The sequence below is a fragment of the Pelomonas dachongensis genome, from assembly GCF_043555865.1.
GTDB lineage: Bacteria > Pseudomonadota > Gammaproteobacteria > Burkholderiales > Burkholderiaceae_C > Pelomonas > Pelomonas dachongensis.
Genome location: NZ_JBIGHY010000001.1, coordinates 199,672 through 224,450, shown reverse-complemented (window position 1 = coordinate 224,450; position 24,779 = coordinate 199,672). Strand labels below are relative to the sequence as shown.

General features: G+C 62.2%; 24 protein-coding genes. 13 read left to right on the top strand and 11 right to left on the bottom strand.

Translation table 11 applies throughout. The features are described 5' to 3' along the window. Window positions 1-302: 302 nt before the first annotated feature. The 6 genes from ACG02S_RS01055 to ACG02S_RS01030 all read left to right on the top strand — a co-directional run bounded on the left by ACG02S_RS01055 (window position 303) and on the right by ACG02S_RS01030 (window position 8,016). The gene (locus ACG02S_RS01055; RefSeq protein WP_394468585.1) at window positions 303-857 is read left to right on the top strand and encodes a thymidine kinase; all 555 of its coding nucleotides are present in this window, start codon (window positions 303-305) and stop codon (window positions 855-857) included. A 232-nt stretch (window positions 858-1,089) separates the two neighbouring features. Further along, window positions 1,090-1,461 carry a response regulator gene (locus ACG02S_RS01050; protein WP_394468584.1) on the top strand — a complete coding sequence of 124 codons (372 nt, stop codon included), beginning with the start codon at window positions 1,090-1,092 and terminating at the stop codon, window positions 1,459-1,461. Window positions 1,462-1,748: 287 nt separating this feature from the next. Next, a complete protein-coding gene (gene gmtY / locus ACG02S_RS01045) occupies window positions 1,749-3,125 on the top strand; it encodes a gamma-mobile-trio recombinase GmtY (protein ID WP_394468583.1) in 1,377 nt (458 codons plus the stop codon). Beyond that, the gene (gene gmtZ, locus ACG02S_RS01040; protein WP_394468582.1) at window positions 3,122-6,829 is read left to right on the top strand and encodes a gamma-mobile-trio integrase GmtZ; all 3,708 of its coding nucleotides are present in this window, start codon (window positions 3,122-3,124) and stop codon (window positions 6,827-6,829) included. The genes gmtY and gmtZ overlap by 4 nt, the downstream gene beginning before the upstream one ends. Next, on the top strand, window positions 6,826-7,464 hold the full coding sequence (gmtX, locus tag ACG02S_RS01035) for a gamma-mobile-trio protein GmtX (protein WP_394468581.1): 639 nt from the start codon (window positions 6,826-6,828) through the stop codon (window positions 7,462-7,464). The genes gmtZ and gmtX overlap by 4 nt, the downstream gene beginning before the upstream one ends. Before the next feature lie 42 nt (window positions 7,465-7,506). After that, on the top strand, window positions 7,507-8,016 hold the full coding sequence (locus tag ACG02S_RS01030) for a hypothetical protein (RefSeq protein WP_394468580.1): 510 nt from the start codon (window positions 7,507-7,509) through the stop codon (window positions 8,014-8,016). Between the two features lie 26 nt (window positions 8,017-8,042). On the opposite strand, the gene ACG02S_RS01025 is transcribed toward ACG02S_RS01030, so the two are convergent. From ACG02S_RS01025 to ACG02S_RS01000, 6 genes are all read right to left on the bottom strand, one after another. After that, window positions 8,043-8,648 (bottom strand): hypothetical protein, encoded by a 606-nt coding sequence (locus ACG02S_RS01025; RefSeq protein WP_394468579.1) that lies wholly within the window; start codon window positions 8,646-8,648, stop codon window positions 8,043-8,045. A gap of 523 nt (window positions 8,649-9,171) precedes the next feature. Then, window positions 9,172-10,503, bottom strand: coding sequence for a hypothetical protein (locus tag ACG02S_RS01020; RefSeq protein ID WP_394468578.1), 1,332 nt, complete (start codon window positions 10,501-10,503; stop codon window positions 9,172-9,174). Between the two features lie 110 nt (window positions 10,504-10,613). Further along, window positions 10,614-10,802, bottom strand: a complete 189-nt coding sequence (locus tag ACG02S_RS01015) for a hypothetical protein (protein ID WP_394468577.1) — start codon at window positions 10,800-10,802, stop codon at window positions 10,614-10,616. Next, a complete protein-coding gene (locus tag ACG02S_RS01010; RefSeq protein ID WP_394468576.1) occupies window positions 10,799-11,440 on the bottom strand; it encodes a hypothetical protein in 642 nt (213 codons plus the stop codon). The genes ACG02S_RS01015 and ACG02S_RS01010 overlap by 4 nt, the downstream gene beginning before the upstream one ends. Before the next feature lie 511 nt (window positions 11,441-11,951). After that, window positions 11,952-13,364, bottom strand: coding sequence for a V-type ATP synthase subunit E family protein (locus ACG02S_RS01005; protein WP_394468575.1), 1,413 nt, complete (start codon window positions 13,362-13,364; stop codon window positions 11,952-11,954). 38 nt (window positions 13,365-13,402) lie between these two features. After that, entirely contained in the window at window positions 13,403-14,197 is a 795-nt protein-coding gene (locus ACG02S_RS01000) for an endonuclease NucS domain-containing protein (protein ID WP_394468574.1), read from the bottom strand. Between the two features lie 174 nt (window positions 14,198-14,371). Between ACG02S_RS01000 and ACG02S_RS00995 the strand changes: the two genes are divergently transcribed. From ACG02S_RS00995 to ACG02S_RS00985, 3 genes are read left to right on the top strand one after another with little or no spacing between them, the layout of a single operon-like run. Beyond that, the gene (locus ACG02S_RS00995; RefSeq protein ID WP_394468573.1) at window positions 14,372-14,746 is read left to right on the top strand and encodes a hypothetical protein; all 375 of its coding nucleotides are present in this window, start codon (window positions 14,372-14,374) and stop codon (window positions 14,744-14,746) included. 12 nt (window positions 14,747-14,758) lie between these two features. Then, window positions 14,759-15,952, top strand: a complete 1,194-nt coding sequence (locus tag ACG02S_RS00990) for an HNH endonuclease (protein WP_394468572.1) — start codon at window positions 14,759-14,761, stop codon at window positions 15,950-15,952. Continuing rightward, window positions 15,949-16,926, top strand: a complete 978-nt coding sequence (locus ACG02S_RS00985) for an Abi family protein (RefSeq protein ID WP_394468571.1) — start codon at window positions 15,949-15,951, stop codon at window positions 16,924-16,926. Before ACG02S_RS00990 ends, ACG02S_RS00985 begins: the two co-directional genes overlap by 4 nt. Before the next feature lie 343 nt (window positions 16,927-17,269). On the opposite strand, the gene ACG02S_RS00980 is transcribed toward ACG02S_RS00985, so the two are convergent. Both ACG02S_RS00980 and ACG02S_RS00975 read right to left on the bottom strand, forming a co-directional pair. Next, on the bottom strand, window positions 17,270-17,551 hold the full coding sequence (locus ACG02S_RS00980) for a hypothetical protein (RefSeq protein WP_394468570.1): 282 nt from the start codon (window positions 17,549-17,551) through the stop codon (window positions 17,270-17,272). Window positions 17,552-17,745: 194 nt separating this feature from the next. After that, window positions 17,746-18,588 carry a hypothetical protein gene (locus ACG02S_RS00975; protein WP_394468569.1) on the bottom strand — a complete coding sequence of 281 codons (843 nt, stop codon included), beginning with the start codon at window positions 18,586-18,588 and terminating at the stop codon, window positions 17,746-17,748. A 181-nt stretch (window positions 18,589-18,769) separates the two neighbouring features. Between ACG02S_RS00975 and ACG02S_RS00970 the strand changes: the two genes are divergently transcribed. The 4 genes from ACG02S_RS00970 (at window position 18,770) to ACG02S_RS00955 (ending at window position 22,002) form a co-directional block, all read left to right on the top strand. Further along, window positions 18,770-19,297, top strand: a complete 528-nt coding sequence (locus ACG02S_RS00970) for a hypothetical protein (protein WP_394468568.1) — start codon at window positions 18,770-18,772, stop codon at window positions 19,295-19,297. 72 nt (window positions 19,298-19,369) lie between these two features. Continuing rightward, window positions 19,370-20,257, top strand: coding sequence for a hypothetical protein (locus tag ACG02S_RS00965; RefSeq protein ID WP_394468567.1), 888 nt, complete (start codon window positions 19,370-19,372; stop codon window positions 20,255-20,257). A gap of 5 nt (window positions 20,258-20,262) precedes the next feature. Continuing rightward, window positions 20,263-20,997, top strand: a complete 735-nt coding sequence (locus tag ACG02S_RS00960) for a hypothetical protein (RefSeq protein WP_394468566.1) — start codon at window positions 20,263-20,265, stop codon at window positions 20,995-20,997. A gap of 267 nt (window positions 20,998-21,264) precedes the next feature. After that, window positions 21,265-22,002, top strand: a complete 738-nt coding sequence (locus ACG02S_RS00955) for an NIF family HAD-type phosphatase (protein ID WP_394468565.1) — start codon at window positions 21,265-21,267, stop codon at window positions 22,000-22,002. Window positions 22,003-22,140: 138 nt separating this feature from the next. On the opposite strand, the gene ACG02S_RS00950 is transcribed toward ACG02S_RS00955, so the two are convergent. From ACG02S_RS00950 to ACG02S_RS00940, 3 genes are all read right to left on the bottom strand, one after another. After that, window positions 22,141-22,827: a hypothetical protein gene (locus tag ACG02S_RS00950; RefSeq protein WP_394468564.1), complete on the bottom strand. Its 687-nt coding sequence runs from the start codon at window positions 22,825-22,827 to the stop codon at window positions 22,141-22,143. A gap of 411 nt (window positions 22,828-23,238) precedes the next feature. Next, window positions 23,239-24,135 carry a hypothetical protein gene (locus ACG02S_RS00945; RefSeq protein WP_394468563.1) on the bottom strand — a complete coding sequence of 299 codons (897 nt, stop codon included), beginning with the start codon at window positions 24,133-24,135 and terminating at the stop codon, window positions 23,239-23,241. A 17-nt stretch (window positions 24,136-24,152) separates the two neighbouring features. Then, window positions 24,153-24,707, bottom strand: coding sequence for a hypothetical protein (locus ACG02S_RS00940; protein WP_394468562.1), 555 nt, complete (start codon window positions 24,705-24,707; stop codon window positions 24,153-24,155). Window positions 24,708-24,779 lie beyond the last annotated feature (72 nt).

Below are 24,779 nucleotides of genomic sequence, written 5' to 3'. Positions count from 1 at the left end.
TCAAAACCGCGGGCTTCCCCTAGCCCGCGGTTGAGGGGGCGGCCTGCAGAGACAATGCGCGGCCGAGACCAACGACCCCATGGCCAAGCTCTTTTTCCGCTATGCCGCGATTAGTCAGGGCTGTTCAGATACACAGTTCTGTCACTTCCAGCCCTGGGAGGGGCCGGATAGCGGCATCTGAACCTACGAGAGAGCATCTCTCACGGTCTTCGATCCGTCACGCGCCTGAACTGCGCAGGGCTAAACATACAAACAATGCATTGACCGGGCCGCCGCAGGCGGCCCCCTGGAAAGGATTCACTTTGGCTAAGCTCTGGTATCGCTGGGCTGCGATGGCTGCCGGCAAGAGTACCTCGGCGCTTCAGGTCGCGAAAAATTACGAGGACAACGAGCAGGAGGTTTTGCTCCTCACCTCAGACCTCGATGACCGCGACGGCCGCGGCTTCATCTCCTCGCGAATCGGCATCCGCCGGGAGGCGCACACCTTCACCGCGCAGACCAACTTCCTGGAGCGCCTGAAGGACGTCAGCGTCGCCTGCGTCATCATCGACGAGGCACAGTTCCTTTCTCTCGAGCAGGTGCAGCAGTTGCATCGCTGGGTCCACACCCGCAACATCCCCGTGATGTGCTTCGGGCTGCGCTCCGACTTCAAAGGCAACCCCTTCCCGGGTTCTGCAGCGCTCCTGACGCTCGCCGACGAGCTCGACGAAATCCGTACCGGGTGTCGCTGCGGCAAGAAGGCCACCATGAACATCCGCGTCGACGAGGAAGGCAAGCGCATCCGCGAAGGCGATCAGGTCCTCATCGGCGGCAACAACCGCTACCGCTCCGTGTGCGCACGCTGCTTCTACAGCTGAAACCTGGCGCTGCGAAGCGAGTCGCTATCGCGTTCAACCGCGGCCACGTCGACCTAGATGATCCTGTGCCGACCTGCCGCGCCTGGTAGGGCTTAGCGCTCCTTCACCGCACGGGTTTCCGAGGCATCCCTTCAAGATGCCTCCACGCTGCCGCTTCTAGCCACACAGCGTATCGTTCGAGCGGGGCGTGAGGCCCGAGGAGCAGTCCCTGTCATACGCCGCAGTCCGCATCTTGGTCGTCGACGACAACATCGACGCGGCGGAAGCATTGGCGGCTCTGTTGACCGTCGACGGTGCCACAGTGCGTACCGAGACCAACGCTTCGAACATTGTCGAAGCAGTTCGTGAGTGCGATCCCTGGCTCGTGCTGCTTGACCTCGAGATGCCAGGCATAGACGATTTTGAGGCCTGCAGACTCATTCGCGTAGAGCGACCTGACGACATCTACGTCGCGGCCCTCACAGGATGGAGCAGGGACGAAGACCTCGCTCGATGCAAAGCAGTCGGATTCGACGAGCACCTGGTGAAGCCCATAGCTGCTGAGCGGCTTGTGCAAGTCATCTATTTCGCCGCCGCACTCAGAAATTCGGCCGCGGACCGCTAAGCCCACTTGAACCCCCGCGAGACCCAACGCGGCAGTTCATTCGACCGAGAGCGAGGTAGCAGACAGCTTGATAAACCGCTCAAGCTAGTGTGCGCAATAGTTCTCATCGGACGATTACTTGCATTTTGCACGTATTGTTACGCGGCCATATGCTGGCAAAAAGCGATAACTGTTCCGGAATGACTAACAAGAATCGCCCCTGGGAGGGGGTTGCCGGCTTCCCGCGTTTCAGCTCGACCAGCCCGAGCTTTCACCGCTGCACATTGCCTACGGGCGCTCGCCCGTAGATGCACTTCGCCGCTGTCAAAAGCAAGGTCCGTCTCGACGCGACCGGGAGAACTATCGCCATCCCGGCGTTGCTTACTCCCGCGGGGCTCCTCACACCTTTGCTGGACTACTGCGTCCACAAACATCACATACGCAGTCTCAGCTGGGCGCAGAAAGTCGTACATGCGGTCGAGCTATTTCTCGACTACATGCACGCCAATCCGGCGCAGACCAACAGCCACCTGTTGTTCCGCAATTTCGCCGGCGCGCTCTATTCAGGCACCTTCGACCCAGCGACCTGTACTGACCCAAGCGGCCTGTGCTGGCTTCCTCGCGAGGGAAAGGACGCCGGCGACATCATCAGCGCCCTTAGCCTCTTCTTCGACTGGCAAGGCGAGAACATGCCTCTCGCAGCGGAAATCAACCCGCTGGTAGATGCCAGCTACTACGACCAACTCTGGAACGAAACCGCTCGTCGCTACCGGCGTGACAAAGCGTTCCTCGGCCATCTTTGGGGCCCGGCAGACAACGAAACAGGCAAGACACGTAGCGTTGGTCGTCGGCGTGGCCTCCAGGTCCGTCATGCGGAGCCGCCAGCCTTCCCCGAGGACCGCTTCGACGAGCTCATCACCGATGGATTCCGGGTTGGCAACCGCATCGACCACCGCGGCATAGCCATCACGCTGCTCATGCACGGCGCCGGATTTCGGGTGAGCGAGCCATTTCACCTTTTCGTCGAAGACATCATTCCCTTTGGCGGCTCCGCACTCGTGCGCATTCATCACCCCTCAGAAGGGTACGCGCCTGACTCATGGGTAGGCCCGACCGGCAGGCCCCGAACCGGCAAACGCGCGGCCTACCTGATGGAGAACTTCGGCCTGCTGCCCCGCACTGAATACAACGACCGGCAGCACGCTGGCTGGAAGGGTGGCCTCCTGGATGCCAAGTTCTACATGCAAGCCCATTGGCTCGGCACTGGATATGCCGAGCGGTTCTCAGAGCATTGGATGGAGTATCTCCATCAGCTCGGCCGCATTCCCCGCCCACACCCGTTCGCCTTCGCAAACCTGAGTCGCGGCCCCACCGGCGACATGTACTGCATAGAGACCTTCACCGAAGCACACGCAAGAGCATGCAAGCGGATCGGGCTGACCGTCGACAAAGCTCTCGGGACGACGGCTCACGGCCACCGCCACGCCTATGGCCGGCGGCTTAAAGCCGGCGGGGCGTCCTCCGAGTTCATCAAGATATTCATGCACCACGTCTCCGAGGACAGCCAAAAGGTCTACACCGGCGCCTCGTCCGCTGAGGTCGCACAAGAACTCCAAAAGGCCCAGGCGCGGCTCGCTGAGTCAGTCGCCAAGAAGCAGGCCCTCCTACTCACCGATACCCAATGACCGACCCCGTTCATCCCGACAGCAAGCTGGAGCGCGTCCTTGCGCCCCACATGGCCAATCCCTCACGGGTGGCTCAACTGCGGATGGTTCACGACGTCTGCCAACAGCTACACGACAACGGCCATCGCAACTTCCAGCTCGCAGCCCTCGCTAGAGAGATGGCTGCTAGGAAGCTGCTATCCGTCAGCACCATGATGAACGGCGCGAAACACAACGGCTTCGGCGCGCTCGCCAAGGTTTGGCAGGCATTCGTCAATGATCCCGACCCCGAACTCGATCCCATGTGGCCTATGAGCCACCCGGAAGTTGTTTTCCAGCGCCTCTTGGCTGTGCCAGGACGCCGGGAACACATGGCAGCGAAGTTGCGCGAGGTTCATCAACTATGCCGGGCACGGTTTGCACGCGGCGAGCAGGATTTTCGGCCGAGCATCGTGGCCGGAGCAGCTGCTGAACGCGGCATCAAAGAGTCAGTCATTCTGAGCGGCGCCAGCAAGAAGGACTATGCTGAACTTCTGGACGGCTGGCAGGCCCTCGCGCTGCAGCGCGGGCCTGTGGACGAAGAGGGTGTCCCGCCCAACCACCCTGATGCCGTGCTGAGACGGCTCCTGCGGTCTCCGAACGAAAAGACCAGCCAACACCGGTACTACCGCGGGCTACACGAGGTCTGCCAAGCCAAAGTCGAAGCGGGTGAATACGACTTGAGCCGCTCAGCCATCGCCGCGGCGGCAGTGAAGGCCGGCGTATTCACGTCAGCGAACACGCTCGTCACAAAGTTCGCCACCAACGATAGCTACCGCGAGATTCTGGAAGCCTGGCAAGAGCTGGCGAACTCCAGATGGATCGACACCGACCCAAAGCTGCCTCCGACCAACCCACACGCCGTGTATCGCAGGCTTGCTGCGAAGCGCGGCCGGGCAGACGCACTCCAGCGGCTTCTCGGCGTGCATCGCGTCTGCTTCCTACATCACGCCTCTGGCAGCCGCGACTTCACGACCAAGACCATAGGCCAGCTCTGCGAAGAGCAAGGAGTCCTTGCTGCACACACCATCCACGCAACCAGCTCCGATGACTACCGCACTCTGGCATCGGCATGGAGCGACCATGCGAGGCCTTGGCTGGCCGAAACAGAGCCGCCGAAGGAGCTGCCAAAGCGCCTACAGCGGGCCCACGACGTCCATCTCGAATGGGTGCGGCGCGACTACCCGGAGTTCGAAGAATGGCGCTTGATCGCGGTCGAATGGCTCGAAGGCACCTCAAGCGGGCTATCGCAACGGCTGTCCATGCTCAGCGCGTTCTTCGAGGATTACCTTACACGGCTTGACGTCCCTAAGCTGCCTGCCGAACTGCTGCGTCGGGGAACGCGACTTCCCGACTTCATCGACGTCGCAGCGCGCAGCAGCGACAACAAGCGCAAGGTCCAAATCAACAACCAGCTCAGCGAGCTCCTAGATTACGCCTTGCTGCGAGATTGCAGCGATGAAGAGGACGGTGAGCGCATCATCTCGCCGGCTTTTCGCAACCCATTCCCGCGCGCCGGCGGCGCTCGAGGGATCACTCTCGGCGAGAGCAACAAGCCGGCGCTTCCCTACGGGTACATCCACGAACTCCGCCGCATCCTCGCGCAGGGCCCAACCTTCCGCGACTGGACCTTCGCGCATGACGCGCAAGGAGCTGAGCTGGGCAAGCACGGCGCACCTGGCAAAGCCTGGTTCACCGTGCCTCTCTCGCTGATTGACAAAGATGACCCGGACTGCGTGTGGCGCAAGCGGGTTGTCCCGCGCAAGGGCAAGCCGAAGGTCTTCTATCAAATTTGGAGTCCGGTGCGCTGGGTCGCGCTACTCGTCAAGCTCCTGCTTCCGCTGCGGACAGCCCAGGTGCGCTGGCTCGACTCCGGCGAGTCCGATACCTGGAAGTACGTCGCTGGCGCCTGGGTTCCGAACGACCATCCGCTCGCAGCGCTGGACCAGCGCGCGCCATGGTCGCAAGGCGTGCATCGCCGAGTCGTCGACAGCGTCGATGCGAAGGTGACGACCGAGCTCTACATCAGCACCAACAAGACAGCCGACCGAGAGAAATCCGGCCCGGAAAAGGGCTACCAAATCCCGTGGTTTGTGTCGCCTGATCCCATTGAGGACGTCTACTACTGGCTTGAGAAGCTCCGCGACTGGCAGTCCAAGTACAACCCCATTGGACGGCGCACCTCGTGGATGGAGCTCGACGCCCGACACATCGGACCCAAGACCAAGGCCCAACGGGCCTCGTACGCGGATACATGCTTCCTGTTCCGTGCTGCCGAGAAGCCTGACCCAAAAGATAGGGCGCTTCCCATCGCTGACGGCGAGGTCTCATATGCATGGATGGGCCTGCTTAGGGAGTTCCAGAATCGTTTGAGCAAGCGCGGCGAAGTGGACGCGGGCGGAGAGCCAATCGTTCTGGTGAAGTTCGACGACATGGGCCGAGGCACTACTGACTTCGTGCTGCACGGTCTTCGGGTGTCGCTCATCACCGCGCTGGCGCTGGATGGTGAACTCCCGTTCCCCATACTGCAGAAGCTGGTTGGTCACGCCCGTTTGCTCATGACGCTCTACTACTTCCGGCCGGGTGAGACGAACAAACGCCTCGTTCTCAGCGAGGTCGGTGCGCGCCTGGACGCCAAAAAGGAAGCCAGCATCCACCGCTTCTACAAGGACACCGCCCATGACCGATTGGTCGACACCGCGATTTGCAACAGCAAGGCTACGCTTGCCGCTGTAATCCCCATCCATCCCGCAGAACGCAACCCTGCAGGCTGGATGCCCATGCACCACGGCATGTGCTTGGTCGGCGGCAACACCAGCGAGCTTGAGGACAACCGCAAGATAGGCGGCTGTCACAACGGCGGTCCCGACACCGGCACCCCGGGCAAGCCGAACTATTCAGCGGTGCCGGGTGGTGCTCGGAACTGCATCCGCTGCCGCTGGTTCGTCACTGAGCCGCACTACCTGCCGGCGCTCGCAGCGCATTTTCATACCCTGGCCTATCACTTTGACGAGGCGCGCAACGCCTCCATGGACTCAGAAAAGAAGCTGCAAACGCTGAAGCGGGAAAAGGCCGGCATTGAGGCAGACGGCAATGTCTTCGATCAGATGACCGAGCTTCGACAAGCCGAACGCATCTGGGAAGCCAATATGAAGCGGTTCAGCGACCGCTGCGAGGACCTCGTCGCGTGCTGGCGTCTCGTGGAACGTTGCAAGAACGCCCTCAATGAGGGGCCTGCTGAGGGTCTGCAGCTGATGGTGCAAGGCGACATCAGCCATATCGAGGCGGTCTTCGAAGAGACCGAGTCCGAGCTGCTGCAGCTCGTCGGCGTTTGCGAGAACGTCCAGCTCTACCCTGACCTCGATCCCGGCAAGGCCATCGTGCGCCGTAGCCAACATCTCGATACCGCCCTCTACAACGAGGGACTGCCTCCTATGTTCCTGAGACTCACAGAAGCCGAGCAACTCAGCGTCGGCAATGCATTCGTGCAGCGCCTCGCCAAGGTCGCCAACCCAGAAAGCATGTACCTCGGCCAACGCAAGATCGTCGAAATCATCGACGCCGGCGCCAAGCTCGGCGAAAGCCTGGGCATCGACTTGGTCGCATCTCTTCCCGAATTGCTTGACCCGCGACCGTCTACAAAGGCGCTCAGCCGTGGCCGCGACCTGGAGCTCATCGAAGCATGAGCGCCGCGAACGAACCGGACACTGTGTTCCAGGAACTGCTTGCCGCAAACCCTCGGCCGCAGAAGGTCCGGAACCTCAACGCTCTTCATGAACTCTGCCGCGACCATCACGCGACCGGCGGGCGCGACTTCACCCTGCCGACGATAGGCAAGTTCTGCCAAGACAAGGGCATCTTCGCGAAGGGGCGGGCGCTCTACAACGAACCCGCCGCTGACTACCGCAAGCTCATCGAAGCCTGGGCACGTCTCGCCGGCCCGGCTCCAGTGAAAGTGCGCAAGGAGCTGTCGACCGACGAGTACGTCTCGCGCATTCCTGATCCAGCAATCCGGATGCTTGTGCAGAGCACCATCGCAGAGCGGAACAAGCTCAAGTCGCAACTCAACATGCTACGCAGCACCAAGGTCCTCGAGGTGGACCGCCGGCCAGTGGTGGACGTTCAGCCGCTCATTGGCAACCCTGCCGCGGGGCTCACCGCCTCTGAGAAGGAAGCGTTGGCGAAGGCGGTCTCGAAAAAGTTCCTCGACCGCAAAGGTTGGGAAGAAATCGCGCTTGGGGAAATCGTGGACGAGAGCGGCCGCACGCTGTTCGATCCCGGCTTCGGCACCGGCCTCCGCAAACTGCTCGGCGCCATCTGAGCTGCCGTCTCATCGCCCAATCTCTCATCAATCTAGGAAGAAATGACAGCACCCGCAGGTATCGAGTTCACCATCCATGACGTCAAGGGCGCGCTCTCGCAGGTGCCCGACGACGCGAGCGTCGTCCTTGGTGCGGCCCTTCTGCACTCAGCCCTCGGCAGGCTCTTCGAACGGCGGCTTGGCGCCGAGTCGCATGAGCTCCTCAGTAACGGGGCGCCCATCGGAGCGTTCCCCACACGCATCCAGTTGGCCCACGGTCTTGGCTGGATCGACAACGACACCTGCGACGACCTGGCCAGGGTGCACACCATCCGCGAAGAGACGACGCCCGCCATCGGCAGCAAGCCCTTCGCACGCGCCATCGCCTTCGAGCGCTGTGCGGGTTTCAACGTCGCCGAAGCGTTGTTCGGTCGGGTGCCGCCGGACGCGCCAGGCATGCATGACGGCATGACCGTGATTCAGACTCCCATTGGCGACGAGGCTGCTCAAGTTGCAAGGCACCGATTCGAGGTCACCGTCGAGCTACTGGAACAGCGCTTGGACGGGCTCTAACGCGAGCCTTCAGCTGCTCGGCGCCGTCAGCGCGGCTCTTCCTTGATGAGCGCCTTCATGCGCTCAGGAAGCTCGGTCATACACTGGTGCGACTGATTCTTCTCAGCGTCTTCGATTTGCGGAACGCCGACATAGATTCGTTCGACCGATTCGCCCTTGACCTTGACGCCCAGCGATAGCTGCTTGCCCTCGATGACGGCGTAGAAAAGCTCCGCCACCAAGGCGAAGTCTGCGCCGTACAGCAGGTAGCCCGGGTCCTCGCCGGGGATCACCTTGTTTTCCCTCGGGACGGTCGCCCTGCCGCCCGACGCCTTGAGCCAGAACGCGGTGATGGGCAACGCCTTGCGAGCCATCGGCTTGCCTCCTGACACGCCGAGTTCGACCGCTCCGCCCTTCATGAGCGCGAGGTAGCTCGAATACAGGTTCAGAGACACGTCGAGCACCACCGCTGACTTCTCGCCAGCCAATGATGTCGGAAGGCTTTTGAGCTGGAAGCCGCAGCCGTCGGTCTGCCCGTCGCGCACCTGCATCTGGGGCGAGGCCACGATTGCCGACTGATAGACAGTTCCGGCGTGTGCTGTGCCCTGCAGCAACGCGACCAACATCACCGCGCCGCATGGTCGTCCAAGCATTGCTTCCTCCCTTGTCGCTCGACGGTGTCGGCGATGCGTAGGTCCATGTGTACTGTATTCAATCTGTACTCAGTACAGTATCAATACAGTACAGATAGCGATCCGCGGTCTCGGCGTCCAGCCGGGAACGAGAGGCAAAGATGGCTATGGCCTTAGTGCCCGCACCAGCCTTGAGACACTGGTCAACACCGCGCCGGTGGCGGCCGTGGCCGTCGGCGCGTGCCACAGGCCGGCTAGCAACAGGATGAAAGCTGCGCTGAGCACTACGTAGCAAAAACGCTCCCGTACGCGCGTTGGCAGTAGTTCGAGCACCGCGACCAGCAGGCGATCCTGAGATGGCTTCGACTTGAATCTGTCGTTTTGTCGGTTGGCGGGCATGTGAGTTGCGATGGACGGGCGGGTTCGGCCTCGCCACCGGCGCCGACTGATCTTCCAGTGCAGCACGGAGCGAACTCTCTACGAGCACACCCTGGGCTGAATAGCCCAGGCCCTGGGCCAACTTGGCCCAGGGTCGGATGCCGGGTCACACGTCCTGGACTCGCTTGTCTGCTCGAAGCCGCTTCCACGCCTTCTCGAAGACGTTGCTCGTGAGTGGAAGCGCAGCCTTAGCTGCCTGCTTTGCGGCGGATGGCTTGCCCGCGGGAGGCTTTGGCAACGCCGCAGGCGTGAAGCCGCATTCGACGAGCTTGGCCAGGATCGCGTTCTCATGTGCGCGCTGCCGTTGAACGGCTTTCGTAGGTCCGTGGCCTGTCGCAGGCTGCGCCTCAGCGCTACCAAATCGGAAATGCGGCAGCCGTGGCTCGTTCGTGGTGAGCCAGGCGTCCAAGTCGTCCACATGAACCAGCTCGTAAAAGTCCCTGGCCCGCCTTGGTTGCTGCCCTGGAGCGGCCTGACCGTACACGACCCGGTCGTAAGAGCCGGGTTCATGCGTCGGCAGAGCGCCGGCCTCCGCGGCAGCCAAGAACTTCCCTCGCCAAGATGTCGCCGCGCCGCGGCCTGCTGCGTCGAGCACCTGAGCAGCTTCGTCGATGCGGAGCCAGCCGAGCGATTGCCTAGCGATGGTGTTTGTCAGCTCGTCGATGCCGTCCGCCGCTGAGCACGTTCGTTCAGATAGCCTCTGCCAAGTCCATTGCAGCCTGATCCGCGTGTCCTTCGGCAAGAGCTGCAGCACGGGAGGAACCTCATGGGGCCGAGGGGGGACGCGGAAGATGGGCCACACGTAGGCAGTGTCGTGCGTGAACAGGTCGAGCAACTGGCTACGCCCTGCGTCGTCGACCCGCCACTCGTCCTTGGGCACGTTGAAAGGCTCATGCTGACCAGAAAGAGTCCTGCCGTCCACGACCAAGCTGGCCTTTTGGTCGTACAGGTAGCCATTCAACTGCGTCAGCAAAGTCGCCGCGGTCCAGGCATGCCAGGCGTCGGCCAGCAGGCGCTCGTCGGCACTTGCGCCATCGCCGATGGGGTGGCGCAGGGCGGCCGCTTCTCGAGCAACGACCTCAACTGGATGCGTTCGTATGGCGGGAGGGGATGCAACCCGCACCCCAACACCTCGAAGTGCCAAGAATGCGCGGAGGTCCGGCAGCAGCACGACAGCAGTGTTCAAGGCATCACCATGCGGGAACGTGTGGGGCCCGAGGGTTAGCGGATTCTTGACCTCGAGACGTCCTTCCTGGACCGCCCGCAGTAGCTCCTCCTCAAGGTTGACCCTGGCGCCGCCGTACGCCCAGTTGGTGGCGCCGGCGTCGCCCCTGTCGGGCCATAGCGCCTTGGCGATGAGATGAGTCAAATCGCCAAACACGACATGCGGGGTGCCTTCGGGGAGCTCCAACCAATGGGTGAAGGCCGACTCGCTCACTGCTGCACCTCGCTGGCAACCTTCAGCGGCTGTAGACGGACCGCTACCGCATTCATGGCGTCGACCCCCGTGCGCTGCCAAAGTTGTGCGGTTGTCATGCAGCGCCCTTTTCAGCCGCCGCTGATGAAGTGCCAGATCGCCGGCCATTTCAGCGCGGCGCCACCGCCCATGGCGATGATGAGCGCAATGAGCACCAGTCGGATGTCTCGCGAAACGAGCGCCCACTTGCGCTGCCGGTCGTCAGTGAAGGCGACGTAGGGGCTGTGAGCGCCATCCGGGATGGTTTTTCGAACGCTCATGATGTCGTCCCCGTAGGCAGGCCGGTGTTGGTCAGTGCCGGCAGCGCGTTCGCGGGCGCAGCCGATTGCGCCGCCGCAGCTGCAGCCAGAGCAGCGCGCTCAGCTGTCCACAAGGAGCGGATGGCTTCCACTTCGCCGAGGCCACCAACGTCGGTGACCCGCACCAGGAATCGGCCGTATAGCTCGTCCTGCACCAGCCCGCTCTGCCTCATCCATTCCATCGCCACGTTGGGGTTTTGCAGCAGCACGTAGCTAAAGTCGCCCGCAGGCCCCTTCTTGGCCGCGATGAACTTCAATTCCACGAGACGCTTCATCCGGCGGCGCCAGGTATCCACCGCACGTTCGCCAGTGAATCCGGCTTCGGCCGCGAAGGTTGCCGGGTTTTCAATGATGACCAGCGGATGGTCCGGCGAGCGTGCCCATAAGCAGAACAACGTGTGCCCTGCTGGTTGGCCTTTCGACTGATCGTCGATGGCCTGCATTGCCAGTGGCAAGGTCCGCGCAACGGTGGTGTACCCATGGTGGACCCTTCGGTTCCAAAGCCACAGCGGCGGCCACCCGGGGAAGTGCAACTCCTGCTGTTGCTGCGCTCGCTCCGACATTTTCGGCCGCTTGGCGGCTGGCTTGGGGATCAGCATGAGATGCGCTCCTTCGACTCGTTCAACGCTTCCAGCCAGAATTCGAGACGCGGAACGCCGCCAACCGAACTCAGTGAGAACGCTTCGCCTATACCTGTAAACGGAGTTTATTCACACATCACACCATAGTCAATTCGCATGAAACCGCACAGAAAGAATACGCAAGCATTTGATTTCATTAGCATTCGCAAACTCCTGCGGTGCTCATGGCCTCCCGTCCTCAGCGTCCTCAGCGTCCTCCTCGTTTCTCACCGTTTCTCGGAGTAGAAGGAGGTGGTGCAGGAGGAGGAAACAGCCCAAACCAGCTCGCGCAGCAACTAGCTCGCAATGCCGGCCCAGCCACGGAGCTACCGGACCGCGCGAGGGAAAGCTGCCGTCCACCGGTTTTCCCGCGTCCTGGGCGCGTAGACGCGCTAAACCGATTGCTCAGGAAATGGGTATGAGCCAGTTAGACAGCCCGAAGGGTGCAACCTGGCACAAAGCTGCTCGCTGTGTCGACAGCCGCTGCGGCTCAAAACAGCTTGCTGTTGATGTCGCTGACCATGTTCAGCCCGCCGCGATGGTCGCTGCCGGTCTTCGGGAAGGCAAAGGTGTACCGTGGGTCGCCCTGGAAGATGGCCTTCCAGTGCTTGCCATCATCCGACAGGTCGAAGCCGAGCCGTGTGAGTGCTGTTTTCGTCTTGCCGTCCATGCTCCGGTAGTCCCGCAGCAGTCCCTTAAGCTCTTCGCGCATCTTCTCGGCTTCGCCACCGAGCTCGTTCGCCTCAAGAAGGTCTCGCAGAACGTGGTCGCGCCGGCTTCCGGGCTGCGCGACACGGTCGAGGGCGTCCTTGAGCGCAGCCAGGACGATGTCCCGCACCTCGCCGTCGTAGAGGTCGGCTTCGCTGCCGTGCTTGAGCAGGCCCGCCTCGCTGGACTGTTCGATGCTGCGTAGCCGGCGTAGATCGGCCTTCAGCCGGTCAATCTCCTGCCCGCGCTCGGTGATGACGAGCTCCTTGGCCTTGCTCTCATCGTCGAACGCCGAGATGAACTTGTCGACCTCGGTCGATCCCGCCAGCTTCAGCTGCTCGTACGTGTTCTTGGCCACGGCCTCCTTGAGGTGGGCCCAGGTGCAGTCGGAGCTCTGGCGCCGGTTGGAAAGCGCGACGCGAATGTCCTTGGCGATGTCAATGGCCAAAGCCCTGGACGCCCGATCACTGTCGCCGTCGTCCGAAAAGTAGCTATTGCGTCGGTCTGAGTTCGGCCAGTACACCCCCACAGTTCCGCCGAAGACATTCCGCGACTTCGTAAGACGCTTGACCCCATAGGAGAAAGACCGGCTCGGCTCAACTACGACATGAGCCAGACCGCCGACGTAGCGCGCCAGCTCGTCAGGATCGACCATCGGCCGGTCATCGACCCCCGCGCTGACGTACACGATGGGCAGCGAGTTGCGCGCCGTTCCGAGGATCAGACTGGCTGCCACGTTCTCCTCACCAGCGGACAACCTGAACGGGCGGTCCGTCACGGGGACTTCCCCGTCGTCTCCGCCGCCAAGCTCGGTGAGAGCCTGCTTGATGAAGTACGGTTTCTTCGGCGGAGGCAAGCGAACTTGAGTGGTCAGTGCTTCGCAGACCACCTCCATCCGCAACAGGTGCTGTCCATCAGTCTTCAACGAAACGATGGACGTGGTCCAGGCCAACCCGTCCTCAGTCCGCTCGTAGCGGAGGCCGCCAATCTCTCCGGAAGCAGTCTTGGCGTGCGCCAGCACAACGTGCTCCACCCCCGCGCTGACCGTCAGCTCACCGTTGTTTGGGAATGTGTCGAGCGCATCACTGGCGAACGCCGTGTGAGGGCTGCCCGTAATCCATCGACACGCGAGACGAGCGACGTCAGCCACCGACCATTTGGGGTTGACAGGGAATTCAGCGGCAAAGTTGGCCATGCAGGGTCACGCCTTCGTTGACGAGCAGGGAGGGTGGATCAGGCAGGAAGCTCGAGCGGCGGCACCTTCGAGACGGTGACCGACAGCCTGTATTCGCAGAGCTCAACATCCTTGATGGACGCACAGGCCAACCGCAGGTCCTCCGACATCGCGCGACAGATGATGACGCCGCGGACGCGCTGGCCAGGCTCGGCGAGCTCCTTGCGAACCCAGTTCATGTAGCGGAGGAGCTGGCCCACCACTCGGTCATAGCCACGCGATACCTTCAGCTCCAAGACGACGAACGCGCCTGCCTTGTCGACAGCCAAGATGTCGATGCGCCGACCGCCGCCGGCCTCGAACTCGATCCCTTGCAGGTCTTCATCCTCGTAGAGCTTCAGCCCAGGCTCGATGCACTCCAGGTTCTGTGCCAAATACCGCTGGAGGTCCTTCTCAAGCAAGAACTCGGACGACCCAGCAAGGACTTCGCTGCCGTCGGCTTCGTCGACCTCGGCCGCGACTGCTTCTTCTTGCTTCGCCACGTCTCCCTGCACCAACTCGTGAATGGGCGCCGGGTCCTTGCCCGCTTCATAAAGTCGGTACTGGCCCACGTCGACGCGGAACAGCAGGTCGTCGCTCTCGTTCGTGGATGGATGGTGCAACCGGTTCTTGTCGTTGGTCGACGCTTGGACCAGGTGGGCACGGATCGTCACCGGCTTCAGCTTGGGGTAATGCTGCGCGAACCACTCGACCGCTCGCGTCGAGGTAAATACCTGGCCCGGCTTCAGCTGCCACGCGGCGAGCATGTCCTTCAACAGTGCGCGCGTCGGCTTGTCATAGATGGTCCGGGCCATGCTTCCTCCTCTTCGTCGGCCTTCTCTGGGCCGCGTTCATTTTGCGGTGGTATCTGCGCCGATTCTCTGGGCGCTGGTCGGTGCGTGCAAGCAGAGCACAGCTGATGGCCGGGATTGCCAGCGTGTAATCAAACTGCCTCCCTGATAGAAACAACGCCAGGGAAGGGGGCGCATTTGAAGCTCGCAGAGTTCGTATCGTCGGCCGGCAACAAGGTCGAGCTCGTGGTCAAACTGGCCGTCATCTTGATCTGCCTAGGGTCGCTCATCGGCCTACCGCTGCTGATGGTCTACCGACTCGTCCGACCGCTATTTGGGCCCGACCCCATCGGCCATCTGACGCGCGTCGGAGGCGGCGTCGCGATGATGGCGGCGTTCGTCATCGTGTGGGGTGCACTCATCCTCGCCGGCTTCTGGCTGTTCGAGAAGAGCCGCCTGTTCAGGCGCGTCTTAGGCTTTTTGGTGGTCGCGGTGCTACTTGCCGGTGTCGTCAGGCAATGCACCGAAGGCGGCGGACTGAGCTGCGTGCCGTCACGCTACGTTGAGTGCTGAGCTGGAGGACCCATGGCGAAAGCAATCAGCGTGTTCTTCGAGGAGCTGGGCTACCCCCTGCGCAATCGCCGGTGGTCCTGGGGCGCACGCCGCGACAACAGCATCCTGCTCCGCACCTGGCAAGACGAGCAGGACTTTCATGCGCGAACGGTGACTGTCCTCCGCGAACCAGCTGCGCATCTGGAAACCGACTCGTTCGGCCTCGACGAACGCATCGTCCAGCTCAAGAGCCTCTGGATCGGCGAAGCGGCCGGCTACACCGTCATCGTCGAGGTCAAGGACAAGGGCGCCAGGCCGCGGCAAATCAAGGGCTACCGTGAGGACGTGGTGTTCGCCATCAACCAGATCGCCTCTCGCGCCGACGGCGGCATCGTCGGCGTCCTCGGCGAGATGGTGCCGATAGCCAAGCTGCACGAGCACGCTCAGACCCATCGCACCAAGCCTGCGTCGGGCGTGTTCCCGGTGGACGACGCAGCCAGGTCAGGCCTATCGACAGACAGCTACCAGCAAAAGCTGCCCGCCATCCGTGCGTGGCTCATCTCGATTTGCGCCGAGCGCGGCAAGGTGACCTACGCGGACGTCATGAACCGGTTCGGCCTGACGTTCTATCCGCTGCGCAACGCGATGAGCTGGCTCGGGCACGACTGCCAGCGGGCAGGCGAGCCCATCATCACGGCCCTCATCGTCGACAAGGAGACTGGGCTGTGCTCGGAAGGCCTTGAGGCCGAGTTTGGCGTTGTCGATGACGTTGCTGAGCGCGAGCGCTGCTACGCGCGATGGGGCCATCACGACCAGGCGCCTGGCCAGGCAACGGCTCCCGCTGATCCACCACGGGCCCAGGCGGCCGACGACCTGGAGGAGCGAGCTGCGCGCTTTGCCCTTGTGGAGGTCCGCACGCAACAACCCGCCTTCCGCGCGGCGGTGTTCCGAGCCTTTGGCGGACGATGTGCCATCAGCGGCTGCACCGTGCCTGAGGCGCTCGAGGCTGCGCATCTGGAGGGACGAAGCTGGAAGCACGGGCATAACGCGGCGACCGATGGCATCCTGTTGCGGCGAGACCTCCATGCCCTGTACGACACTGGGCTCCTCTCATTCGAAGATGACATGCGTGTCCGGCTGAACCCCGCTGTGCTTCAGCACTATGGCGCCTTCGAAGGAGTCGCTGTCTCTGCCCAGATTCATCCAGTCAACCAGAACTTGCCATGATTCTTGCCACCGGTTCAGCCTACGTGGGCCCGCTCGTCGATGCAATCTCTCACGCCCGGCTGAGCAACTACCGCAGCTTCTTCAGCCCGACCAGCGACAACGAGACCCTTGGGCTGTACCAGTGGAATGACGATGTCAGCGGCTGTCTTTTCCGTGCGATGTCGCTTCTTGAAATCGTCTTGCGAAACCAGTTTCACAAAGCTCTAGGATGCCGATTCGGTGCGGTTGGGCCCACGGGAGGAAAGGATTGGTTCAACCACTTGAATCTGAATCCGGACTCGCGAGACAAAGTCAAGAAAATCACCCATAGGAAGCGCCATGGGACTTGGTTGCCTCGCAATCCGATGCCTTCGCCGGATGACGTCGTTTCAAAGCTGACCTTCGGTTTTTGGTCTCACCTTTTGGACGTGACGCACGACGCTACAGGTCAGACGCTCAAGTGGGGCGAGATTCTTGTCGACGTGGTTCCGGGCCACCGGATGAGACAGCCGACGCAGTGGAGGCAACCTGAGAGAGATGCGCTCTTCGCTAGGCTGGACCTTTGCAATGAGATTCGCAACCGCATCGCCCACCATGAGCCCATCTGGAAGCTCGGGCCTCTGCTTCAAGAAGCTCGAGCTCGCTCCGGCGTTACTCCGGTCATCGTGGCACCTGCGCCCACTACGCCAGCTGATGTTATCGACCGCCTGTCGGTCTACTACGACCGAATGATGGAGCTGCTGAAATGGTTGTCACCTGACGTGGCTGCGGCGTACCGTGGCTGCGAGTCCGACGCTCGGTGCCGCATGCTGCTGACCAATGAAGCGCTGGACCACTACCGCAACCGCCGTACCCTTGGCACGGTGCAACTGGATCACTTCCTTGGGGAGCGGCGCCTCGCGAAGGTCCTGAAGTACGCATCCCGGCATCGTCAGCCTGTTGCCCTCAAACGCGGAGACGCCGTGGTTGGGCATTGGACTAGCCACGCCAAATAGGGCCTGGGCAGCAAAAAGGCTCGGCACAAAGGAAAATGGCCGCTTTCGCGGCCATCCCCTCTTTTGCGTCTTGGAGACTGACGTCCGTCCGAGGAGGGAGCAGTCAACCTGTTTTCCAAGCGCCTACAGGAGCAGTATAGCCGAACAGATAGGGCATGACAACAGGCGTGAAAAGGCAGCAGCCAAGGCTTCGGTCGCAAATCGGCGCAAACTGTTAGTAACCACCAACTACAACCAACGAGGCAGGGAAGCGCCGCCTAGACCTGTCTGACACCAGCCACCCTCGAGTGACAGTTGGAGGGACCACGTCGCGCACGGCAGCGGCATGCCCCCGACCGAGCAATCAGATGGCCGGCATCTCAACGAGCGCCGTCTTCCTCCTGCCCCGCCTCGGATGCCGGCCTCGAATATGCGCCTGGGCGTCAGAAATGTTCTCCTTGAGCTCTCTGAGGAGGTCCCAGGCCATGCCAGCCCCGTATCGGTGATGCTCTTCGACATCCATCGCACATTGGATCAGCATCATGAGCGACTCGGCGCGGACCAGCACCTGCAGCCCCTCATCAAGGACTCCCCAAGCAGCGTCCAACGCCTCAGCTTCGGCGATTCGCGGTTCGGTAGCTCCCATAGCACCTCCGTTGGGCTTGCCAGCAGCCCGACGCACACCCGGGCGTCTGACTGAGGCCGGCTAAGCGAAGGTCCTACGAAAATGCGAACCCTCCCTTCTATGACGAGTTAGCCGGGGTCAGAACACACTAGGGATTTCCCTATTTCTGCACTTGCGCTGACCGACGGCATGGCTCGGAGCCCAGTTCAACGCGACTACCGGTCGCGCCACGGAGGCGGCAGCATCGGCCGGAGCTCGGCTTGACGCTTGTGGAACTCCGCCATCAGCTCCGCGGCGAGCGCTGGGTGCTCAATCCACGCCGTCGTCGGCCGATCCGAAAACGCCTCCGCGATCCACGGCACCCCGGCAGCGAACACCAAGCCGCCCATCAAGAGCGTGCCGACGCCATCAAACTTCTCGTTGACCGCGTCGTTCACCTGCTGTGCTGCCAGACCCAGGATGGACTGGCCCGGGACAAGGAGGACGTCTATCAGCGCCAGGGCTACAGCCGCGAACGACAGCACCGCCAGGGATTGCTCAGCCCGTCGCGCGGCTTCCTGTTGAGCCTCCTTCTGCTGAACCTGGGCCATCCAGAAGCTGTCCTTGTCGCGCAGCGCTCGGTCACGGGCAACCCGCAGGACCACGCTTGAGCCAGACACCCTGCTCTCATAGTGCTGCTCACGAGGTGGTGTGTAGTGTTCGGTTCGCCAGAGACTTGCGATTGCTTCGAAGAGGGCATCTGAAAGCGCCTTTCGCCACTCCAGGGCTTTGCGCAGGATCGGCTCAACGACGGCGCGCGCTACCGGGACTCCGATGGCCATCGCGACCACGTACGTGACGATGACACAGAGGCCGAGTCCGAGCGACTCCTTCGACAGCAGGGACCAATCCGTCGTGACGATGTTGGTCCCATGGGCAAGGCGCAGCCCGATGTCCAGGGCGAGGAAGGCCGGCAAGACGTGCAATGCGAATGTGAAGTCGGACAGGCGCTCGACCGCCTCGCCGGCCTTCTTCACGACATCAACGGCTCCGCCGCCGGTCTTCTCTGAGTCGGCCATATCTGTGAACTCCAGGGTGATGGAGCCGTGAAGCTATCTCATCTACAACGACAGGCCTGAACGACGCACCTCTATAGAGCATGGCGACTTAACAGAAATATCCTCTATAGTGTGCATTAAATCGGCACCGCGGCCGGCATTTGGGCCAGCCTCGCAGGCAGCCGTATAAGAGGAAACGCCAGTGATTAACCTCAGCATTTCACGCGCTCTATGGGAGATTCCGTCCAGCGCCGTTGCTTGGCCCGCGACAACCAAGCCATGGTTCTCCGCAACGCTGGTTCATGAACGCGGCACCCCTCATGCCTACCTTCAAAGCGTCGAGGCCGACTCAGGCACCGACCTGGCCGCACACCTGCATGCCAATGAGGGCGAGCTCGTCCACATCCTCGCCGGCATACCGTACGGCCACGGCTGGGACATTCGCTTCATCTCCGAGGTTCACATTGGCAAGCTAGGCGACGCCGCTGTTGTCGTCGTCCGCGATACCGAAGGCACAGAGCTCTGTCCGGATTCCCCCGCGATTCCGGTCTCATCGCTCGCCGAACTCGTATGCGTGGGCACCGTCATTGCTCGAGAGCGCCAGAGCCGGGCGGCCCCGGTGCCCTCGCTAGGGCAAACCGTACACAGCCAAGTCGTGAAAGCGCGAACGGCAGAGCCGCTGCTCCCTGGCTCTGAAGTACCTGTCCGCGCTGCGCAAGCCCAGGCCTAAGCACCTACCTCGGCGGAGTGCGCAATGTTTCTCGGATTTGCCGGCCCCCTCATTCGAACAGCGTCCGTTCCGATGGAAGCTCCTCCCGAAAGGGAGGAATGGATGATGGAGAAGCCTGGCTGGCTGAGCAGCGTCGAGGACTGGATCAACGAACGCTGGTATGAGGTCTCAGATAGCTACGACGGATTGAAAGAGCGCCTTCATACGCTTTTTGGCCAAGCCCAGCTCGTTGCATGGCTAGGGCTCATTACCGCGGTGGGCTCGGCAATTGCGACCTACTACAGCTACAAGGCATCTAAACAATCCGCGGATGTCTCTGCCAAGAACCAGGCGTTCACGGAGAAGGCAAGCCGCGACCAGATAGCGCTCAGTCGGCCCATTCTGAGCGTCATGAGTGGGCACCTCACCTCCTGGACCGAAGGCGACGCGACATCGCAGACGACCAGGCATCGCCTTGAGCTGCTCCTTCGCAACTCAGGCGCGCGTTCTGCGCTTCCTGCCTGGCTCTACGTCTACAGCATCCGTGGAGCCCCGACCAACGACCGGTCACCAATGACCGCGGCCTGGCCGGCAGCCAAGCAAATCGCAGACATACCCAGCGGCACAGATGTCCGAGTCTTCTTTGACCTGGAGACTCCCACTCATGATCCTGCGGACCTGCTTCTTGGACTTGCCTATGGTGATGATGCGCCGTGGGAGGGTCATGAAGGCGCGAGCGCGCCGCCACTTCAGAAGCACTGCTCTGCGGTCAAGATGGTCTGGCTCCATGCGTCACAAGGCCCGGCGAACCAGGCTAGCGCGCCGTCTGAGTGGACAGTCACGTCTGCGACCCCATTGCTCGTACTCAATAAGAGGGTTGCCTCAGGTCGGACTGACACGGAAGCAGCTGCCCAGCACCTCACCGACGTGCTTCGGAACGAAGCGCGATGCGTCATTCCAGAGATTGCGACGCCGGGATGAAGTAGATGCGCATCTTCATCGACACCGAGTTCGCTTGTGCTCCCGAGGGCATCACCTTCCTGAGCCTTGGCATCGTTTCCGACGCTGACCACCGCTTCTACAGCGAACGTCCCGTAGCCGAAGTCGAGGCCCTGCTGGCCAGGCAGAACACCGACTTCGTGCGCACCCATGTGCTCCCACAGTTCAACCGCCTGGAGGGAGTGCCCTGGCACGAGCTGCCCGCCAGATTCGCAACTTGGCTCGACCAGCTTGGGCCCAGCCATGTTGACGTCGTCTACGACTACTCTGGGGACTACGCGCTCATAGAGCATCTGCTCATGCGCATGGACAAGCCGCCAAGGACTCAGCTGGTGCCGACCATCGTGGGCTACTTGCTGGATGACCCGGCTGGCCAGAATGCGGCCGAGGGATGCTGGCAAGCTCTCAACGCCACCATGGGCGTCGGGCAGCATCATGCGTTCGCTGACGCGGTGGCGTTGCGCTCCCGGTTTGAGGCAGTTCATCCGTCGACGCCTGCCGACGTTGAGCGGAAGGTTCTCGTCATGGACGCAGTCGTGACGGACGTGATCGAAATGTTTGAAGTGGTCCACGCCGACACTGCGGACGGCGAGTTCACGCTCAGCTTAGGGGATGGGGTTGAAGGCGTCGACTGGCGCACCCTCAAGGTAGGTCAGCGCGTCCGATGCCGTTTCGAAGCCGGCCATTCCACGCGGGTGCTCAGCGCCGTGGTTTTGCCTTAGGGTCGCCTTCGATGGCTACGCCTCATCGAGCTTGCAATGATTCAAAGCCAGAGACTCCACATGGCCGCCTGGCGACCTCCGCCATCGTGCGGAGTAGGGGCCGCATAACCCTGCCCGAAGGGCTCAGACGCGGCCTCGGGTCAGGCGGCGCGCTGCGATTTACTCTGCAGAGCGATGGGAGCGTCTTGGTGGAGGCCGTTGGGCAGGTCGGCCAGCGAGGCAAGCTGTCTCACACCCCGCCGGCACGCGGCAAAGGAGGCACTGGGGATGGTCGCTGAACGACTTGCTCGGGAGTTGAGGGCCGCGCTCCACCTCCGCGGCATCACGCTATGGGAGCTGGCGCGGCGTTGCGAACTGGACATCGTCGATATGGCCACAGCGCTCGGCGGAACGCGGTTGCTTCCCGCTGACCTCCTAGACAGCCTAGGGCAGGCCCTCGACCTGCAGCTCTCAATGGTGCCCGCTAGTGGGGCCAGCGTTGCCGCAAACTGGGTTGGGACCGTCGTCGACGCAGCTCTTGGGCGTCTGCCTCGTTCCCAGGGACCCAACGGTGACCTCACTGTTCTTGCGCTGGGTTTCGAGGAAACGCTCTTGTCCAATGCTGTTTCCATGGTGCCCCGACCAGGATTGCTCCAGTTCCTGGATTGTGCGCAGCGGCTGTTCCCGCGGCTCGTCATGTTTACCGCGGTGAACGAAGAGACGTTTCGCCGGATCGCTGCCATGCTCGCTCGGGATGGCGCGGCGCCTCGCTGGTTCAGCGAACTGGAGTACGTCCAGTGGAAGGGTCCGACGAAGGACCTGAGACACATCATCGAGGCGACGCCATCCCAGGTGCTGCTGGTCGATGATCTTGCCCATCGCGTTCATGATGGCCAAGAAAGTCAGTGGGTGCCCATAAGTGCCTTCGAGCCGCCTTTCAACCAGTACGACGATGAGCTGAGCCGAGTGCTGCAGGCGATAGTCGACCGACTGACGCAACAGGCAGCACCTCGTTCCTGTCCATGAAAAACCAGCTGTGCCCCTACACCTGTCAACCAGTCGCTGCGCTTGAGGCCATCGTCGCGGTGCGCCACGGGTATCGAGGCGAGCGTCCCGGGTGGGCTGGTATGCCTTGAGTTGCTATCGAGCGAGCACGCAGGGTGCCTACTTCAGCATCGCCTTACGCAAGCGAAGCGCGGCGGGATGGTCTGGAACCAAATCCAGGGCCTTCTCAAGTGCCGTCAGCGCTTCCTCTCGATCCTTTTGCTTGGTGTACTGCTCCGAGGCTTTCACGTACCACTCAGCTGCAGCCAGCTTCGAAGGTGTGACCCCCTTCCCATTCTGGTAAATCTTGGCGATGTTGAAGGAGGCATCGGCAATCTGAGCGTCCGACGCCTTTCGCAGCGCTGGAAGCACACCTTGCCAGCATTCTCTTGCTGATTTCGCCCAGCCGTCGTTGCCGCCCTCGCCGAGCTTCTCAAACCGAAGGCAAGCGTCCCATTGCCGGACGCCGTAATAGAACGAGGCGAGCGGGTCGCCGTTCTCGCCTCGCTTTTGGAGCACTCCGCCGTACGAAACCGCCCGCATATCGTCGTCAGTCAGCATGAAGATGGACGCTGCGGCTTCCTCCGGCTTCATCAGGGCGATCCGGGTCTTCTTCGCGGCGTCCAGGCGTTCAAGCTCTTTGTAGAGCTCGAACGTCTTCAATGCTTGTCCGTCCTTCTCGTAGCCCGCGTATTTGGCCTTTGCTTCGAGCACGGCAGGACTGTTCACCTCGTACTCGAACTTCGGTTTCTCCTGGGCTTGGGCAGCAGTCCCGACCAGCACAAGTATCAGCAATAGGCTCTTCATATGCTCCCTCGGGTTCTTTGCTTGTGTCGACGAGCCCTACCGCGTTTGCGACGCCCTTAAAGGCTCGATGTAGTCCACTCCGCCGCGAGGCAGATAGCGGTCCACCAAGCGTCTGAACGTGCCGTCGGCGGACATGCTTTTGAGGGCATCCGGCAGCTTGGCTTGGTCGTCTTGAGAAACGGTCGTTTTCGAGAGAGCCAGACCGGAACTGGTGGCGAGCGTCAGCGTACCAATCGGCGACTTCGATTTTGCCGGGCATCGACTGTAAGTGGCGAGCCTTCAGCCAGGGATAGGTCGACGATGGCGTCGGCACGGTGCGCCGACAGCGTCCGTTGCCGGCGCCATCCTCACCTGGTGGAGAAGCTCGAGCGCTAGTACAAGCGCCACTGCAACAGCGTCATGTCGGTGCGGCTAGGACTCATGGACACCTCCATGCTGGTTGTCGAAACCGAACTGGTTGCCCATCGAATCTACGCCACCCATGCCGCCAATCATCGGAAGCATCGTCGCGGGGTTCACGACCAACTGCTCGGCCATATCGCCGTGGAGGTCCACTGCGCCGCCGGCCTCGAGGTCTTGGAACGCCTCGCCCATCCGTGCGTTCACCAGCGAGGTGTTGTAAAGCTCCGTCAACTTGAACCGCGGCACAGCCGTCCCGGCGGCTCGAAGGCGCGACGATGGCAGGAACATCGCATCCCCATCGTGGTGGATGTACTTCACGCCGTCGCGGTCGAACTCGACGATGGGCCTGCCTCGTGAGGTGACCCAGGTGGGATGCCCGCGCTGTAGAGCACTGCGGTTCCGCGCTGCTGCGATAGCGAGAATGGGTACGGCTAGCGGCGATGCGAGCACCTTCAGCACGTTGTTCAAGAGGGTGACTGCAAGCGTGGCCAGAGCGAGCCCAAGGTGGCCGAACACCCAGGCGCCGCAGAAGCTCGCTACGCCGACGGCGGCAACTAGCCAGAGCTCCTTCTGGGCGACGAAGGCGCACGCGACTCCAACGAACAGCCCGATGCCACCGAACGAGAGTGCGACGCCTGCCCGGTTGCGCTCCGCAGCTAGCATTACCGTGTCATCAAGGAAGCCGACGAGGGCCGTTGCGATGCCAACGGCGAACGCGATGGGAAGCGCGCGAGCGCCCAGCCCGCCGAGAACTCCAACGAGAAACGCGGTGATGGCCATGGCGGCCAACGGGCGCACGATCTTCGGCAGCCGATAGGCGTGCTTCGCGAGCTCGACCACCTCCTCGTGGCCAGGGCGGTCGACCAAGGAGATGAGGTTGATGGTTTGCGCTTGGATGTTCGCCACGTCGCGTCCTTGGAGGTTTACTGCTTGACCAGCGCCTTGAAGCGGGCGTCGCTGACAGCCTTCTTCAGCAGCGCTTGCACGGCCGGCGCGAAGGCGTCGGAGACGTTCTTGCAGGCCCCGGTGGCGTTCCAGCTGGTGCTGAACTCGTAGAGGCTCTGAACCTGGAAGCTGGCGCCGTTGCTCGAAGATAGGGTGAGCGTCAGGTCCCAGTTGGCCGGCGCGACGGAGCTGAAGGTCATGGCGTCGACGCGGCCCGAAATTGCAATGGGCGCGCTGTTGGCATAGGCGCGAGCCATGAAGAGTTCTTCCTGCAGCGCGTCGTGGATGAACTGCGATGGCGTCTTGCCGCCGCCGATGCTGACGGTGCCTAAGGCGCGGCACATGTGCGAATCGTTGACGCCATGTGCTGCCGTGAAGTCGAGGAGCTTGACCTTCGCGTCGCCGAGCTGCTCCTGCATCGCGATGACGTTCTCGGTAGCGGCCTTGTATTGAGCACCCCCGCTTGTGGTCGAGCAGCCCGCGGCCAGAAGAGAGAGGGCGACGAGCACGCCGAGGGTCCAGTTGTTCTGCATGTTTCCTGTGTGGCTGAATAGTGAAGGCGGCATCCGGGAGCGCCGGTGCCGGCCGCGGCAGGCTTTGGGGAA

Excerpts from the sequence above, each read along its gene's own strand:
- ACG02S_RS00955 (WP_394468565.1), top strand. The coding sequence starts at position 21,265 with ATGGTCGCTGAACGACTTGCTCGGGAGTTGAGGGCCGCGCTCCACCTC.
- ACG02S_RS00990 (WP_394468572.1), top strand. The coding sequence starts at position 14,759 with ATGGCGAAAGCAATCAGCGTGTTCTTCGAGGAGCTGGGCTACCCCCTG.
- ACG02S_RS00965 (WP_394468567.1), top strand. The coding sequence starts at position 19,370 with ATGGAAGCTCCTCCCGAAAGGGAGGAATGGATGATGGAGAAGCCTGGC.
- gmtX (WP_394468581.1), top strand. The coding sequence starts at position 6,826 with ATGAGCGCCGCGAACGAACCGGACACTGTGTTCCAGGAACTGCTTGCC.
- gmtY (WP_394468583.1), top strand. The coding sequence starts at position 1,749 with ATGCACTTCGCCGCTGTCAAAAGCAAGGTCCGTCTCGACGCGACCGGG.
- ACG02S_RS00950 (WP_394468564.1), bottom strand. The coding sequence starts at position 22,827 with ATGAAGAGCCTATTGCTGATACTTGTGCTGGTCGGGACTGCTGCCCAA.
- gmtZ (WP_394468582.1), top strand. The coding sequence starts at position 3,122 with ATGACCGACCCCGTTCATCCCGACAGCAAGCTGGAGCGCGTCCTTGCG.
- ACG02S_RS01015 (WP_394468577.1), bottom strand. The coding sequence starts at position 10,802 with ATGAGCGTTCGAAAAACCATCCCGGATGGCGCTCACAGCCCCTACGTC.
- ACG02S_RS01025 (WP_394468579.1), bottom strand. The coding sequence starts at position 8,648 with ATGCTTGGACGACCATGCGGCGCGGTGATGTTGGTCGCGTTGCTGCAG.
- ACG02S_RS00940 (WP_394468562.1), bottom strand. The coding sequence starts at position 24,707 with ATGCAGAACAACTGGACCCTCGGCGTGCTCGTCGCCCTCTCTCTTCTG.
- ACG02S_RS01000 (WP_394468574.1), bottom strand. The coding sequence starts at position 14,197 with ATGGCCCGGACCATCTATGACAAGCCGACGCGCGCACTGTTGAAGGAC.
- ACG02S_RS01005 (WP_394468575.1), bottom strand. The coding sequence starts at position 13,364 with ATGGCCAACTTTGCCGCTGAATTCCCTGTCAACCCCAAATGGTCGGTG.
- ACG02S_RS00985 (WP_394468571.1), top strand. The coding sequence starts at position 15,949 with ATGATTCTTGCCACCGGTTCAGCCTACGTGGGCCCGCTCGTCGATGCA.
- ACG02S_RS00975 (WP_394468569.1), bottom strand. The coding sequence starts at position 18,588 with ATGGCCGACTCAGAGAAGACCGGCGGCGGAGCCGTTGATGTCGTGAAG.
- ACG02S_RS01030 (WP_394468580.1), top strand. The coding sequence starts at position 7,507 with ATGACAGCACCCGCAGGTATCGAGTTCACCATCCATGACGTCAAGGGC.
- ACG02S_RS00980 (WP_394468570.1), bottom strand. The coding sequence starts at position 17,551 with ATGGGAGCTACCGAACCGCGAATCGCCGAAGCTGAGGCGTTGGACGCT.
- ACG02S_RS01010 (WP_394468576.1), bottom strand. The coding sequence starts at position 11,440 with ATGCTGATCCCCAAGCCAGCCGCCAAGCGGCCGAAAATGTCGGAGCGA.
- ACG02S_RS00960 (WP_394468566.1), top strand. The coding sequence starts at position 20,263 with ATGCGCATCTTCATCGACACCGAGTTCGCTTGTGCTCCCGAGGGCATC.